Annotated in this window: 12 protein-coding genes; 8 read left to right on the top strand and 4 right to left on the bottom strand. The window is 46.0% G+C overall.

Annotated features, from left to right (window positions below; genetic code table 11):
• Nucleotides 1-221: 221 nt before the first annotated feature.
• Nucleotides 222-428, top strand: a complete 207-nt coding sequence (locus tag QUA74_RS12245) for a glycogen debranching protein (RefSeq protein WP_333038077.1) — start codon at nt 222-224, stop codon at nt 426-428.
• Here QUA74_RS12245 and QUA74_RS12240 read toward each other — a convergent pair.
• Nucleotides 425-589 (bottom strand): hypothetical protein, encoded by a 165-nt coding sequence (locus tag QUA74_RS12240; RefSeq protein ID WP_333328778.1) that lies wholly within the window; start codon nt 587-589, stop codon nt 425-427. The genes QUA74_RS12245 and QUA74_RS12240 overlap by 4 nt on opposite strands.
• 213 nt (nt 590-802) lie before the next feature.
• Between QUA74_RS12240 and QUA74_RS12235 the strand changes: the two genes are divergently transcribed.
• From QUA74_RS12235 to QUA74_RS12225, 3 genes are all read left to right on the top strand, one after another.
• Nucleotides 803-1,798: an AEC family transporter gene (locus tag QUA74_RS12235; RefSeq protein ID WP_333328775.1), complete on the top strand. Its 996-nt coding sequence runs from the start codon at nt 803-805 to the stop codon at nt 1,796-1,798.
• A gap of 75 nt (nt 1,799-1,873) precedes the next feature.
• A complete protein-coding gene (locus tag QUA74_RS12230; protein WP_333328772.1) occupies nt 1,874-2,692 on the top strand; it encodes a Uma2 family endonuclease in 819 nt (272 codons plus the stop codon).
• Between the two features lie 76 nt (nt 2,693-2,768).
• Complete coding sequence (locus tag QUA74_RS12225; RefSeq protein ID WP_333328769.1) at nt 2,769-3,182, top strand: nuclear transport factor 2 family protein; 414 nt, start codon at nt 2,769-2,771, stop codon at nt 3,180-3,182.
• Between the two features lie 335 nt (nt 3,183-3,517).
• Here QUA74_RS12225 and QUA74_RS12220 read toward each other — a convergent pair whose 3' ends face one another.
• From QUA74_RS12220 to QUA74_RS12210, 3 genes are all read right to left on the bottom strand, one after another.
• A complete protein-coding gene (locus QUA74_RS12220) occupies nt 3,518-4,186 on the bottom strand; it encodes a 2OG-Fe dioxygenase family protein (RefSeq protein WP_333328766.1) in 669 nt (222 codons plus the stop codon).
• A 188-nt stretch (nt 4,187-4,374) separates the two neighbouring features.
• Complete coding sequence (locus QUA74_RS12215; RefSeq protein ID WP_333328763.1) at nt 4,375-5,139, bottom strand: aldolase/citrate lyase family protein; 765 nt, start codon at nt 5,137-5,139, stop codon at nt 4,375-4,377.
• Nucleotides 5,140-5,231: 92 nt separating this feature from the next.
• On the bottom strand, nt 5,232-5,744 hold the full coding sequence (locus tag QUA74_RS12210) for a hypothetical protein (RefSeq protein ID WP_333328760.1): 513 nt from the start codon (nt 5,742-5,744) through the stop codon (nt 5,232-5,234).
• 162 nt (nt 5,745-5,906) lie between these two features.
• On the opposite strand from QUA74_RS12210, the gene QUA74_RS12205 reads away from it, so the two are divergent.
• The 4 genes from QUA74_RS12205 to QUA74_RS12190 all read left to right on the top strand — a co-directional run bounded on the left by QUA74_RS12205 (nt 5,907) and on the right by QUA74_RS12190 (nt 15,709).
• Nucleotides 5,907-7,979, top strand: coding sequence for an FAD-dependent oxidoreductase (locus tag QUA74_RS12205; RefSeq protein WP_333328757.1), 2,073 nt, complete (start codon nt 5,907-5,909; stop codon nt 7,977-7,979).
• Between the two features lie 292 nt (nt 7,980-8,271).
• A complete protein-coding gene (locus QUA74_RS12200; RefSeq protein WP_333328754.1) occupies nt 8,272-14,088 on the top strand; it encodes a HAMP domain-containing protein in 5,817 nt (1,938 codons plus the stop codon).
• Nucleotides 14,089-14,202: 114 nt separating this feature from the next.
• A complete protein-coding gene (locus tag QUA74_RS12195; RefSeq protein WP_333328751.1) occupies nt 14,203-15,030 on the top strand; it encodes a protein-glutamate O-methyltransferase CheR in 828 nt (275 codons plus the stop codon).
• Nucleotides 14,984-15,709: a chemotaxis protein CheB gene (locus QUA74_RS12190; RefSeq protein ID WP_333328748.1), complete on the top strand. Its 726-nt coding sequence runs from the start codon at nt 14,984-14,986 to the stop codon at nt 15,707-15,709. Before QUA74_RS12195 ends, QUA74_RS12190 begins: the two co-directional genes overlap by 47 nt.
• The last annotated feature ends 5 nt before the right edge of the window (nt 15,710-15,714 follow it).

The raw sequence follows: 15,714 nt of genomic DNA, 5'->3' as shown, positions 1-15,714 counted from the left end.
TGTGGAACAGGCATCTTGCCTGTGTGTGGAACAGGCATCTTGCCTGTGTGTGGAACAGGCATCTTGCCTGTGTGTGGAACAGGCATCTTGCCTGTGTGTGGCACAGGCAAGATGCCTGTTAACCTAAAATGCCGCACTAGGGTTAATTAATACCTACCTACTTAATTGACAAAAATATAGGAAAATTTAGATAATAGTTAAGTTAATGGGGAGAGTAGATCGTGATTATTTGGGTAAACGAGCAAATCGATCCGTCGGGTATTCTTTATTCTTGCATTGCTTGTTGCGATGAGACTCAAGCGAAGGATTGCCACGAATCTTTTGAGAAGAATTTGACGGCAGAGCAAAAACAGCAGGGCTGGGTTGCTACTTTGCGGACTGTTAGTTCTTGGGATGAAGTGCCGGTTAATGCTTTGAAATTGAATTAATGAGTGCAAGTCATTAGCAGCTTTAGTGTCGCCGTATTTCCGTTAGAGCGAAACGGCAGGACAACGTGGGACATCTGTTCGGAAAAGGCAAGATAGCTCGATCGCACATTGGTCAAATTAACAGAGGTTTTGTGAATCTGAATGCAAAAAACTGCAAGCATTTGGGGCTGCGAGTCTGAGGATTGTGTCCTGAAAGGTGCGGGAATTTGGGCGGAAATTTTCGGGCTGGCACTGCTGCGAACACGCTAGGACGAAAAAGCGTGCAAGTGCGATCCTCTTCGAGGGCTCCGCTAACGACAATTTGCATTTATTCAACAGACTTTAGCATTACTATTAATAGATAGAGGCATTTCCAATTGCCTAGTTAAATTTTTATGATTGAAACCTTATTTCACGCTTATACGCCTCTAGTTATCTGGACTGGCTTGGGACTGCTTCTGTTTCGGTACATCCCAGTTGATTTTCCCAAGCTGCTGAGCCACTTTCTTTTCTGGATTGGGATACCGCTGCAAATTCTAGTTTTAGCCCGTCAAAGCGATTTTTCGGGTGCTGTGGGGTTCACGCCGGCGATCGCCATATTCGTGTTATTTCTGAGTACGAGTTTTGCTTGGCTGACTTGGGTATTATTGCGTAGGCTGAGTGCGGCCCACATCAAAAAACCCTATTTTCAGGGCAAAAATTCTCTAGTAAATTTATTCTTATTAAATTTTAATTCCCTGAAGCGATCGAGCCAAGGCAGTTTTCTCCTAGCTGCGATGTTAGGGAATACGGGCTTTGTTGGATTAGCAATCACCCCCTCTATCATCAGCACCGATAACAACAACTGGGCTGTCTTGTACAGCGTCACTAACAACGTTATTGGAACTTATTGTTTCGGTGTATTTATTGCTAGCTATTTCGGGAACTCCGAGCAAAAAAATCACTGGTGGACTCAGATCCGGGACGTGCTGACAGTTCCCGCCCTGTGGGCTTTTTTAATTGGTTTTTATACTAGAAACATCCCCCTGCCCGAAACAGTGGAATCGGGATTGCAGACTGCTGTTTGGGTGGTAATTGCCAGTGCTTTGCTGCTGGTTGGCATCCGGCTGAGGTCTATTAAGAAATGGGAAAGTTTTGAACTGGCGTTAATCCCGTCGCTTTTAAAAGTGGTAATTGTGCCGGTGCTAATCGGGTTGGGTGCTAGTTATTTCGGATTGAGTGGCGATCCGAGGTTCGTGTTGGTGTTGATGTCGGGAACGCCCACAGCTCTTTCGGTGCTGATTTTAGCAGAAGTCTACGAGCTCGATCGCGATTTGTTAGCTAGCAGCATCGCCATAACTTCCGTCGGTTTACTGCTGATGCTTCCCCTTTGGTTAGCTGGGTTTAGCTAATATTAGCTAAAGTCTCAAATCAGCTTGCTCTAAAATTTCGCAGTACAATTAACAATAACTGCACGGAAAACGACGATGACTGAGATAATAACTGCTACAGATCGGCCTCCTGCATTCCCCGATCATACCCAATTGCCAGACGAAGACGGTACATTTGTGAAAAATTTTCAGGAGCATCCTCAGAGCATCATTCTGACAGATTCGATCGGGCCGGTTGTAGAGCGACTGCATCCAGACGGACAATATGCGATCGGGCAAGATTGCGGCATTTACTGGCGAGAAACTGACCCACCAGAGCGAGGTGCAGAAGCACCGGATTGGTTTTACGTGCCCAATGTACCGGCAACACTCGATGGTTTTCGCCGTTCTTATGTACTTTGGCGGGAACACATGGCTCCGTTCATTGCTTTAGAATTTGCTAGCGGTAATGGAGAGGAAGAGCGCGATCGTACTCCGCTTTCTGTGGCGGCCGACGGTACAACAACTAAACCCGGTAAGTTTTGGGTGTACGAGAGAATTATCCGCATCCCTTACTACGGTATTTATGAAATGAGAACTGGCAATTTAGAAGTCTATCACCTGATAGATTTTCTGTATCGAAGGATGGAGCCAAACGAACGCGGTCACTATCCCATTCCTGTACTAGATGTAGAATTGGGACTGTGGCAGGGAAGCTATCAAAATCAAGAACTTCTTTGGCTGCGGTGGTGGGATTCCCAGGGAAATTTGCTGTTAACTGGCTCCGAACAAGTTGAAATTGAGCGGGCCCTGGTCGAACAAGAACGGGAAAGAGCCGAACAAGAACGGGAAAGAGCCGAACAAGCAGAGCGAAAAGTCACCCAGTTAGCGGAGCGACTGCGAGCAATGGGAATCGATCCCGATGCTGAGGATTGATATCAAAGTCCCCAAACTCTCTCTGTAGCGCTAGCATCCCGCACCTTATCTTTTATAATCACAAAAAACAAAGCTGATGGAAACTAAACCACCTCTACCGCCCTTTACGTTGGAAACGGCTAAAGCCAAAGTTCAAGCTGCTGAAGATGCCTGGAATACCCGCGATCCAGAACGAGTAGCCTTAGCTTATACGGAAGATTCTCAGTGGAGAAACCGTGCCGAATTCTTCAGCGGACGGGAAGAAATCAAGGCTTTTTTAAGAAGAAAATGGACAAAGGAATTAGATTACCGTTTAAAGAAAGAACTGTGGAGTTTTACAGATAATCGGATTTCTGTTCGATTTGAGTATGAGTGGCACGATGATGCTGGCTACTGGTATCGCGCCTATGGTAATGAACAGTGGGAATTTGCAGAAAATGGGTTAATGCGAAGACGTGAAGCTAGTATTAATGATGTTCCCATTCAAGAGTCTGAACGGAAGTTTCGATAGGAGTTATCTGTGAGTTGCTAGAGGCATAAACCTGGCTTTTTAGGAAAATATGCAGGTTTGTAAGCTGTCGCGCATTTAAATTATATATTCAGGGCGGGCGGGACGCCCAACCCCTACTCCCCACAAGACTGTAATTTTTTTTGACATACAATTTAAATGCCGCAACAGCTTAGTAATGACTTGAGTCATGATTGAGGAAACGCCAGAAAGACGCATAAAGTCCTCACTACTAACGAAAGGTTTGTAGTAAGGACTTTAGTCATGATTGAGTAAACACCAGAGAGAGGAGTAAAGCCCTCACTACGAACGAAAGACGCGCAATTGCCCAACTCTCCTCAATCGGTAAGCAAACTCGGAGAAGTCAGCACAAAGACATCCCTGGTTCCCACTCCTTCAGATTCCGGTTTAATCGGTGTAGTAAAGTGGAAAAACTCGTGGTCGTTAACTAACAGCAATTCTCCCGGATGCAGAATTTTATTAAAAACAGGCTTCTCTTTTTTAGCCAAGTACAAATGCGTTTCCCCGCCTACAATATTAGTTCTGTCAACCGAGAAAATCCCGATAAAGTCAGTACCGTCTTGGTGAATGCCTTCCGGTGCGGGGTTGCCGAAATTGTTTGGCGAACAAGTCGTCCTGATTTGATGAATGCCGATTTCAGCTTCCGGGTGAATTTTGCAGGAATCGAAAAAAGCAAAAATCATCTGTTTGAAATTATCGAGGGCGATTAGTCGATCGTCCAATTCGGCAAATTCCCGCCTGAGATCACCAACTAGCGGATTGTATGTTTTGCTTTGATACAAATAGCCGTGAGGTAACTTAACTAACTCATTTCCGTTGACTGCAAACCGCGATAATCTTCTCGAACGATACTTACCTTTCACATACGGATCGACAGGCATATCGTCAAAAAATTCCTTGAAGCCTTCTAGCTTAATCGAGTTTACTTTTTTGAAAGTAAACATGAAGGCATAATCCAAATGAATGGATTCTAATACGGTTTTCATAGATTTTACTCCCTGAAGCCTTGCTCCCCTCCCTAATTTTGCCTTGAGGAGGTGTATGCTTCTACTCTAGCGCAGGTTTTTTGTATGTGTCGTAAAAGACACTACAAAAATTGCAAAGATATCGTAAAGCTTGCAAGATGAATCCGGGGGCTGGTTCTTCTTTTAATCCAAAATCCCTAATCTAAAATCTAAAATCGATTGACTGCTTTCACCAGCGACTGACAGGCCCGCAGGAAAACGGCAACATCGACCCCAAGTGCGACGTACTGAACGCCAGCATCAATCCACTGCTGGGCAATTTCGGGGTTTTCGGCAAAAGTACCGGCGGCTTTGCCTGCTTTGCGGATGGTTTGCACTGCCTCCTGCATCATGTCGATGACTCGGGGATCGCGGACTTGGCCGGGAATGCCGATCGACTGTGACAGATCGTAAGGCCCTAGAAAAATCACGTCCACCTCTGGGACGGTCACTATTTCTGCCAGGTTGTCGATGCCGCCTTTGCCTTCGACATGAATCACAACTAAGGATTCTTCGTTGAGTTTGTCGGTGATATTTGTACCTGCTGCAGTGAAAAGTCCTGCCCGCGTAGCGAAGGAAAGGCCTCGCGTGCCCAGAGGACTGTATTTAGCACTTTTGACAGCGGTTTCGGCATCGATTTTGCTTTCAATTTGAGGTACTTGAACGCCTGCACTGCCGATATCAAGAGCTCGTTGAATTTGCGGGCCGTCGTTTTTGCGGACACGAACAATCGGTGCAATTCCGGTACAGTCGGCGGCGCGACACAAATCTTCAGCAGCAAGCGGGTTCAGGGGGCCGTGTTCCATATCGATAACGGCGAAATCAAATCCAGCGTGACCGCAGATTTCCATGAAGGCGGGATAGGCGCAGTTCATAAATAAACCGAGGACTGTTTCGCCTTGTTTAATTTTTTGTTTGAGTTGGTTTTGACGCATGGGTAATCCCGGAAAGTTTAGTTTTTTTTTACCGCAGATGAAGCCAGATTGTTTTTAATAATACAGCTCAAATATTGTCGTGATACAATACTTTATGTTAAGAGAATAGATAAAAATTTTATAGCTGCTTTTGCTTCTATTTTAAAAGGAATCAAGCACAAAAGCCAGCCGAAAATAAACATTCCTAAAATTGGTAAAAATATTGGTCCCACGGAGGGTTCGACTAACCAAGCAAATAAAGAGAACATTCCTATAGTGCCAGTTGTCCACAGCCAAAGAATCAAAAATCCTAGGACTATTTTATGTAAAGTCATCCTAATTTTGATGGAACAACCGAACTGTTGAGTGTATATATCTCCTTCTATAATTGGGAACAATAAATTTCGACCGATGATGATGCGATTAATTTTGAAAATTTTGCCAGAAATTGTTCCTTCATAAGGTTTGGGAGGGGGCGGGCCAAAGGGTATAATTATTCTAACAACTTTGGGAGGAGTGACAAATTCGTCCAACCTGCGCCCCACTTCCGAAAAAGTTAAACTGGTGGTAATTGTTAAACTCTCAAAAGGAATCAATGACCTAAAAATTTTGACGATTTTGAGCATAAGGTTTATCCGGCTGTTCAATAGTTGTTGCTGGTATTAATGCCTCTTTTCTCAAAAAACTTTTCCCTGACAGCACCGCGAAATACCAGTATACTGCAAAATAAACATTTAGATGGGATGAGTGTTTTTCGCGCTATGTCAAAATTAATTCCACAATCTCCGATGAAACTTCGACAGTATCTATTTTTGCTCAAAGGTCGATCGATCCTTAGCCTCACCCTCGGCATAATTTCCGCGATAGGGAGCATTTCACCAGTATTTGCCGCACCGCCCCGCAATCCGGACTCTGCAGAAACTTGCGACATTCTAGTAGCAGGTGGCGGGCTCGCAGGCGCTGCTACCGCTTACGAAGGTTTGCTGGCGGGGCGCACAGTTTGCCTGACTGAAATTACTGACTGGGTAGGCGGTCAAATTTCCTCCCAGGGAACTTCCGCACTCGATGAAAGAGAGACTCAGCGATCGCTCTTATATTACCCCCGCGGCTACCTAGAATTGCGGGGGCGGATCGAGGAACATTACGGCCGGCTAAATCCCGGAGGCTGTTGGGTTAGCTATTCGTGTTTCATGCCCTACGATGGTCACAAAATTCTATTTAACATCTTGCAGGATGCCGCTAGAAAAGGCAAAGGCACGCTGAAATGGTTTCCCAATACGGTTATTAAAGAACTAGCAATTACTCCTGCTGTGGCGGGGAATACGGTTGGGGGCCAACAAATTAAAAGTGCGATCGCCATTCAACACAAACCGGCCGCCAATACCCCGCCCATCAACACCGAAACTCTTTCTCAGACTATCGAAGATGCCTATCGCTATGAAAATTCTGCACGATTTAACAAAACTATTATTCGGTTTATTCCAAAACCACCTAACCAGTCAAATTCCCAACCTAGACCTGCTGATTGGTACGTGGTAGATGCCACTGAAACAGGCGAGTTGATCGGACTTGGGGATGTTCCTTACCGCCTCGGAATTGACCCGCGTTCTCCTCTCGAACCTTCCTCCGCTAGCCCTAGCGGCGACGCTTACTGCACTCAAGGTTTTACCTACACTTTTGCGATGGAGGCAACGAAGGAAGCGCAGCAGCATCAAGTGCCGTCTTTTTATCAACAATACGCTCCTTACTACAGCTACGAATTGCCGAGATTGGCGAGCTTTCCCTTAGTTTTCACCTACCGCCAAATCAGGAGCATGAGACCAGATCAAAAGCGACCTTCAGACCCGAAGCAATTCCCCATTTATCCCGGTGATATCTCGATGCAAAACTGGACTTGGGGTAATGACTATCGTCCCGGTTCGGCCCAGGATAATTTAATTTATTCTCGCGCGCAGTTGGAAGCGGCCGGTCAACTGCAACCGGGGGGATGGATGGGCGGTTTGCGAACGGAAACTTTGCGTAAGGGTGAAGAAAATGCCAAAGGATTTTTCTACTGGCTGGTAACAGGAACTACTGACTCGCAGCTAGGAGATGGAGTGAAAAAGCCTCATCCAAACAATCGTTTTTTGAGCGGGTTGGAGTCGCCGATGGGGACGGTGCACGGACTTTCTAAATATCCTTATATGCGGGAGGGCCGGCGTATTATTGGGCGGCCGAGTTTCAATCAGCCTCAAGGTTTTACGGTGTGGGAAGTTGATATGTCTCGCACTGACTTTACGGCTGATTTTTATCGCCAGAATTTGTCGGAGGAAGAGTATCGCAATTTGTGGTTAGCTGTGGGTGGTTTGAATGCGCCGGCTTTGGCTGTGGGAAGTCAATCTGTTGAGGATACAACATCGCGATCGCGCGCTACGATTTATCCTGATTCTGTGGGTATCGGTCATTATGCGATCGACTTTCACCCCTGCATGACCAACAGTCCGCCGGAAGCACCAGGAAATACCGAACGCGAAGGCACTCGCAAAGGTCAAGGGCAAGCTTATCCCTTCCAAATTCCGCTGCGGGCAATGATTCCCCAGAAAATTGACAATATGTTAGTGGCAGGTAAAAGTATTGCTGTTAGCCACACAGCGGCCGCTGCTTATCGAGTGCATTCTTTTGAATGGTCTGCCGGTGCGGCGGCGGGAGTTACAGCTGCTTTTTCCCTAGAAAAGGGGATTCTACCTTATGAATTGGTGGACGAATTGCCCTCTCGCGAGCCAAACTTGGAAGTGTTACAGTTGCGGTTGCAACAAAATGCCAATCCGATCGCCTTTCCGGGTACTTCTATTTTCAATAGTTCGTGGCAAAATTGGAAATAATCGCAGTTGGTAATCTGTAGGGCGGGCATCCTGCCCGCCGCACAATAAAATTCACTCTTTGTGGAACAGGGTGGAACAGGCTTTCGGGCCTGTTCCTGCCAACCCACAATTAACTCGTTACCAAGAAGAGCCTGCTAACCAGTATAAAATAACCAATAACTACATAGCTGATAAACAGCAATTTGTCATCCATCTTTCGATAGAAGCAATCAGACACTGCTTTAGTCGGATAATATCAATAATCTCAAAAATATTCCCCCCTTCCCCTTCAAACTCGCCAAAGGTAACGGTCATGTCAACTGCACAGATAACAAGCCCCAATTCCAATAATGGTTATGCCAAACAGTTACTCAGAACCTTAGTGGCAGTCAAAAAAGGGGACTTTTCAGTTCGGATGCCCATAGACCAGACTGGTCTAGCGGGGAAAATTGCTGACGAACTTAACGACATTATCGAACTCAATGAGAGAATGGCGGCCGAACTCGAGCGGATTGGCACAGTTGTGGGTAAAGAAGGCAAAATCGCCCAGCGGGCCACCATCGGCAACGCCGAGGGGTCATGGTCAGCTAGCGTAAATTCTGTCAATACCCTAATTACAGATTTAGTGCAACCAACCTCTGAAACCGCCAGAGTAATTCGGGCCGTAGCAAAAGGAGATTTATCGCAAACCATCGCCTTAGAAATAGAAGACAGACCCCTCAAAGGAGAATTCCTCCAAACAGCCCAAATTGTTAACACAATGGTAGACCAGTTGAGCTCCTTTGCGTCGGAAGTAACGCGAGTGGCTAGGGAAGTGGGAACCGAAGGGAAATTAGGCGTGCAAGCTGAAGTGCGGGGAGTTGCAGGAACCTGGAAAGATTTAACGGATTCAGTTAACTCGATGGCCGGGAATTTAACAGCACAAGTGCGGAACATTGCTGACGTGACCACCGCTGTGGCCAATGGCGATTTATCCAAGAAAATTACCGTAGATGTTAAAGGGGAAATTCTCGAACTGAAAAACACGATTAACATCATGGTGGATCAGTTGAGTTCCTTCGCATCTGAAGTAACGCGGGTGGCGAGAGAAGTAGGAACCGAAGGGAAATTAGGCGTACAAGCTGAAGTGCGGGGAGTAGCAGGAACCTGGAAAGATTTAACGGATTCAGTTAACTCAATGGCCGGCAATCTTACCGCACAAGTACGGAACATTGCCGACGTGACAACTGCTGTGGCAAATGGTGACTTATCTAAAAAAATTACTGTAGATGTTAAAGGGGAAATTCTGGAGTTAAAAAACACTATTAACATCATGGTGGATCAGTTAAATTCCTTCGCATCTGAAGTAACACGGGTGGCGAGAGAAGTAGGTTCCGAAGGCAAACTCGGCGGTCAAGCAGAAGTTAAAGGAGTTGCAGGAACTTGGAAGGATTTAACTGATAGCGTTAACTTCATGGCAGGCAGTTTGACAGCACAAGTGCGGAACATCGCTGAAGTGACAACCGCCGTGGCAAAAGGCGATTTATCTAAGAAAATTACTGTAGATGTTAAAGGCGAAATTCTTGAACTCAAAAACACCGTCAACACGATGGTTGACCAGTTAAATTCCTTCGCATCTGAAGTAACCAGGGTTGCTAGGGAAGTGGGGAACGAAGGGAAATTAGGCGTACAAGCTGAAGTGCAGGAAGTAGCAGGAACCTGGAAAGATTTAACGGATTCAGTTAACTCAATGGCCGGCAATTTAACAGCACAAGTCCGAAACATTGCTGAGGTGACGACGGCTGTTGCTAACGGTGACTTATCTAAAAAAATTACGGTACAGGTTAAAGGCGAAATTTTAGAACTGAAAAACACCATTAACGTGATGGTGGATCAGCTTAATTCCTTTGCTTCGGAAGTAACGCGGGTGGCGAGAGAAGTGGGTTCTGAAGGTAAACTCGGCGGTCAAGCCGATGTCCGAGGCGTAGCAGGAACTTGGAAGGATTTAACGGATTCAGTTAATTTTATGGCGGGTAGTTTGACAGAGCAAGTACGGAATATTGCTGCTGTTACGACTGCTGTGGCAAATGGCGATTTATCTAAGAAAATTACCGTAGATGTTAAAGGCGAAATTCTCGAACTAAAAAACACGGTCAACACGATGGTTGACCAATTAAATTCCTTCGCATCTGAAGTAACGCGGGTTGCTAGGGAAGTCGGAAATGAAGGGAAATTAGGCGTGCAAGCTGAAGTTAAAGGGGTTGCAGGAACCTGGAAAGATTTAACGGATTCAGTTAACTCGATGGCGGGTAATCTTACCGCCCAAGTGCGGAACATTGCCGAAGTGACAACGGCTGTGGCAAATGGCGACTTGTCGAAGAAAATTACTGTGGATGTGAAAGGGGAAATTCTCGAACTGAAAAACACGATTAACATCATGGTGGATCAGTTGAGTTCCTTCGCATCTGAAGTAACGCGGGTGGCGAGGGAAGTGGGAACCGAAGGTAAATTAGGTGTGCAAGCTTACGTGCGGGGTGTAGGGGGAACGTGGAAAGATTTAACCGATAATGTTAACTTGATGGCCGGGAATTTGACGGCGCAGGTGCGGAATATTGCGGAAGTGACGAAAGCGGTAGCAAATGGCGATTTGTCTAAGAAAATTACCGTTGATGTCAAAGGCGAAATTCTCGAACTGAAAGACACTATTAACGTGATGGTGGATCAGCTTAATTCCTTCGCTTCTGAGGTAACGCGGGTAGCGCGGGAGGTGGGAACTGAGGGTAAATTGGGCGGTCAAGCTGAGGTGAAAGGAGTTGCGGGAACTTGGAAGGATTTAACCGACAATGTAAACTCGATGGCGGGAAATTTGACAGCGCAAGTGCGGGGTATTGCTAAAGTTGTGACGGCGGTGGCGAATGGCGATTTGAAGCGGAAGTTAATGCTGGAAGCTAAGGGAGAAATTGCGACTCTGGCAGATACGATTAACGAGATGATCGACACGCTGGCGACGTTTGCGGATCAAGTTAGTACGGTGGCGCGAGAGGTGGGAATTGAAGGGAAGTTAGGCGGTCAGGCGAAGGTTCCGGGGGCGGCGGGAACGTGGCGAGATTTGACGGATAATGTGAATGAATTGGCGGCGAATTTGACTACTCAGGTGCGCGCGATCGCCGAAGTGGCAATTGGTGTTACTAAAGGCGATTTAACGAGGTCAATTTCCGTCGCTGCTGAAGGAGAAGTTGCGATCGTCAAGGACAACATCAACCAGATGATTGCCAATCTCCGGGAGACTACGCAGAAGAATACCGAGCAAGATTGGCTCAAGACCAACCTGGCTAAGTTCACTAGAATGCTGCAAGGTCAGCGGGATTTAGAAACAGTTTCTAAATTAATTCTCTCGGAATTAACACCGCTGGTTTCTGCTCAGCATGGCGTCTTCTTTATGATGGAAACTGTAGAACACGACCCCTTCCTCAAACTGTTAAGTACCTACGCCTACCGGGAACGTAAAAGCTTAGGAAATAAATTCCATTTAGGCGAAGGTTTGGTCGGACAGTGCGCCCTGGAAAAGGAAAGAATACTGCTGACCGAAGTGCCGGACAACTACGTTAAAATTAGCTCTGGTCTGGGAGAATCTACGCCGCTGAATGTCGTGGTTTTACCTGTACTGTTTGAAGGGCAGGTGACAGCGGTGATTGAGCTAGCTTCGTTCCGCCGCTTCAGCGAAATTCACTTAACATTCCTCGACCAACTCACGGAAAGTATTGCCATTGTTTTAAATACTATTGCGGCGAGTATGCGGACGGAAGAGTTGTTGAAACAGTCGCAATCTTTGGCTGAAGAGTTGCAAGCTCAGCAAAAGGAACTAACGGAAACTAACAAGCGGTTAGAACAGCAAGCGCAGTTGCAGCAGACGAACGAGGAACTGCTGAAGAAGCAGCAGGAAGAGTTGCAACAAACAAATGAAGAACTAGAAGAACAAGCTGAATTGCTAGCGCTGCAAAATAAGGAAGTTGAGCGGAAAAACCGAGATATCGAACAGGCGAGGGGGTTGTTGGAAGAAAGAGCGGAACAGTTGGCTCTAACTTCTAAGTATAAGTCGGAGTTTCTGGCAAATATGTCTCACGAGTTGCGAACTCCACTGAATTCGCTGTTGATTCTGGCTCGATTGCTTTCTGACAATACTGAAGGCAATCTGACTCTGAAGCAAGTTGAATACACGCGCACAATTTACTCGGCGGGAACTGATTTGTTAGGGCTGATTAATGACATCTTGGATCTGGCGAAGATTGAATCAGGCACGATGTCGGTGGAAATTGAGCAAGTGTTGTTTCCGGACTTGCGAGATCATTTGGATAGAACTTTCCGCCAAATCGCCCTGGATAAGAAGTTGAGTTTTCAAATCGAGCTTGAGCCTGGGTTGCCAAAAGGTCTCTATACTGATGCTAAACGGCTGCAACAAGTTTTGAAGAATCTCCTCTCTAATGCGTTTAAGTTTACAGAGCGGGGTGAGGTGAAATTGCGTGTCGAAGTAGCGTCGCAAGGGTGGAGTTTAGAGATAGAAAGTTTAAGGAGTTCCGCTACTGTTTTGGCTTTCGTCGTTAGCGATACGGGGATTGGAATTTCGGCTGAAAAACACAGGGTTATTTTTGAGGCTTTCCAACAAGCTGATGGTAGCACTAGCCGCAAATACGGCGGGACGGGTTTGGGTTTGTCAATTAGTAGAGAAATCGCTAATCTGTTAGGGGGAGAAATTAAATTGACAAGTCGCCCTGGTGAGGGTAGTAGGTTTACGCTTTATCTGCCGCAAACTTACCAAGAATCGCGAATAATGAATGATGGGGAATCGGGAAGGGGCAAGCAAACGGCTCAATTGCCGGCTGCTACTTCTTCAGCAGTTCCTTCCCCGAATTTCAACTTGCCGATCGCTCCTTATCCATCACCGATTATCGCTGATGACCGGGAAAGTGTCGAACCCGGCGATCGCGTACTGTTGATTATTGAAGATGACGTGAACTTCGCTCGCATTCTTTTGGATATGGCGCGGGATCAGGGTTTTAAAGGTTTAGTGGCTTTACGGAGCGATATCGGTTTGGCGATGGCGCGAGAGTTCAAGCCAACTGCGATTATGCTGGATCTAAATTTGCCTGTGATGGATGGCTGGACAGTGCTCGATCGCTTGAAGCACGACCCAACTACGCGCCACATTCCGGTTCACATTGTATCAGTGGAAGAAGGGCGGCAGCGCAGTTTGCAGTTAGGGGCGATCGCCTATTTGCAAAAACCTGTTAGCAGCGAAGCTTTGAGCAAAGCTTTGATGGATATTAAGGGTTTTGTCGATCGGCGAGTCAAGAATCTGCTAGTCGTGGAAGACGACGAAACGCAGCGTCTGAGCATTGTGGATTTAATCGGCAATCACGATGTTTGTACAACGGCTGTGGGGAGTGGTGCAGAGGCGCTAGCAACTTTAAGATCGGGGCATTTTGACTGCGTTGTACTCGATTTGGGACTGCCAGATATGACGGGTTTTGAACTGATCGAGCAAATCAAGCAAGATGCAATTTTAAAAAGTCTGCCGATTATTATTTATACGGGCAAAGACTTGACGAAAGCCGAAGAAACTCAACTCAAGCGCATGGCGGAAACAATCATTGTTAAAGATGTGCGATCGCCAGAACGTTTGTTAGATGAAACAGCTTTGTTTTTGCACCGAGTCCAAGCAAATTTGCCTGAACCAAAGCGCCAAATGCTAGAGCAATTGTATCAAACAGATGCGACGCTCGCGGGCAAAACCGTTTTGATTGTTGACGACGATATGCGGAATATTTTCGCCCTCACGAGTATGCTGGAGCGCCATAAAATGAAAATTGAGTATGCTGAGAATGGCAGAGAGGGCATTACTAAATTGCAAAATACGCCTGACATAAATATTGTGTTGATGGACGTGATGATGCCAGAGATGGACGGTTACGAAACAATGCAAGCAATTCGTAATATGCCTCAATTCGCTTCGCTGCCAATGATTGCTCTTACTGCGAAAGCTATGAAGGGCGATCGGGAAAAATGTATCGAAGCTGGTGCGTCTGACTACATTACCAAACCTGTTGATACGGAACAGTTGCTCTCGCTGCTGCGTGTTTGGCTTTATCGATAAGGGAAAGAAGGAAGAAGGAAGAAGGAAGAAGGAAGAAGAAAGAAGTCCGTAGTTATTTGTTAGGTGCTACCAATGCCCAATGCCCCATTCGCAATTCCCAATTACTAAGTGAAAATGCCCGAAAGCCATGAACTTGAAACAATCGAAATTCAACTCCTACTAGAGGGAATGTTTCGCTATTACGGATTTGATTTTCGCAATTATGCTCTTGCCTCTCTCAAGCGCCGTATTTGGAACACTATTCGCTCGGAACGGCTCACTACTGTCTCTGCACTTCAGGAAAAGGTACTTCACAATCCTGCTTACCTAGACCGTTTACTGCTGGACATTTCTGTCAATGTAACGGCGATGTTTCGCGATCCTAGCTTTTACATTAGTTTCAGAAATAAAGTGGTGCCGCTACTGCGTACTTATCCTTTTATTCGGATTTGGCACGCTGGATGTTCAACGGGAGAAGAAGTCTATTCTATGGCAATCTTGCTGCAAGAAGAAGGACTGTATGACCGTTGTCGGATTTACGCTACGGACATGAATGAATTAGTTTTGAAAACAGCCAAAACAGGGATATTCCCGCTGAAACAAATGCAAGAATATACGCAGCTATACCACCAAGCGGGGGGCAAGAAAGCGTTTTCTGAGTATTACACGGCTGCCTATGAAAATGCGATTTTTCGCTCTTCACTTAAAGATAATATTGTCTTTGCTCACCACAACCTAGCAACGGATAATTCTTTTAATGAATTTAATGTTATTTTATGCCGTAATGTGATGATTTATTTCAATTCACACCTCCAAAAGCGGGTACACAAGCTTTTTTATGAGAGCCTGGGAATGTTTGGGGTTTTAGGACTAGGACATCAGGAGTCTCTGACTTTTACGCCTTATGAAAAATACTATGAACCAATTGAAAGTAGTGATAAAATCTACCGAAGAGTTAAATAAAAAAAATTTTGAAATAGTGGTTGTTGGCACGTCTTTGGGAGGGCTAGAGGCTCTGACTGTGCTGCTGGCCGATTTGCCACAAAGCTTTCCTTTGCCTGTAGTTATTGTCCAACACCGCCATAAGAGTTCTCAGAATAGGCTTACTTATTTTTTACAAAAGCAAAGCTCTCTCCAAATCACAGAGGCCCAAGACAAAGAGGAGATCGCACCTGGACGGGTTTACTTGGCTCCTGCGGACTATCACTTGCTAATAGAATCGCCCTCTGACGAGGAGTTTAGCCTGTATGAAAACGACTTTACAGAATGGGGGAGCGTGGCAGTGGAGTCAATCCATAATTCAAAATCTCCAATCCCCAATCGCGGAACTCCTAAATTTGCACTATCAACTGAGGCTCCTGTGTGCTACGCGCGGCCCTCAATCGATGTGCTGTTTGAGTCTGCTGCGGATGCCTTTGGGGAGAAAGTTATCGGCATAATTTTAACGGGAGCTAATTCGGATGGTAGTAAAGGGATGGCAAAAATTAAAGCTGAGGGAGGATTGACATTTGTGGAGGAACCGGTTTCAGCTCTATGCCCGACGATGCCAGCGTCGGCGATCGCAAATGTTGAAGTAGACTGGATTTTACCCCTCTCTAAAATCGCTCCCTGTTTAGTCAATTTGCTAAGAATTAAAGATTAAAAAAT

It is taken from the genome of Microcoleus sp. LAD1_D3 (genome assembly GCF_036702135.1).
Taxonomy (GTDB): Bacteria; Cyanobacteriota; Cyanobacteriia; order Cyanobacteriales; family Microcoleaceae; genus Microcoleus.
The sequence above is the reverse complement of the archived record's forward strand: the minus strand, read 5'-3'. Positions and strand labels throughout refer to the sequence as shown.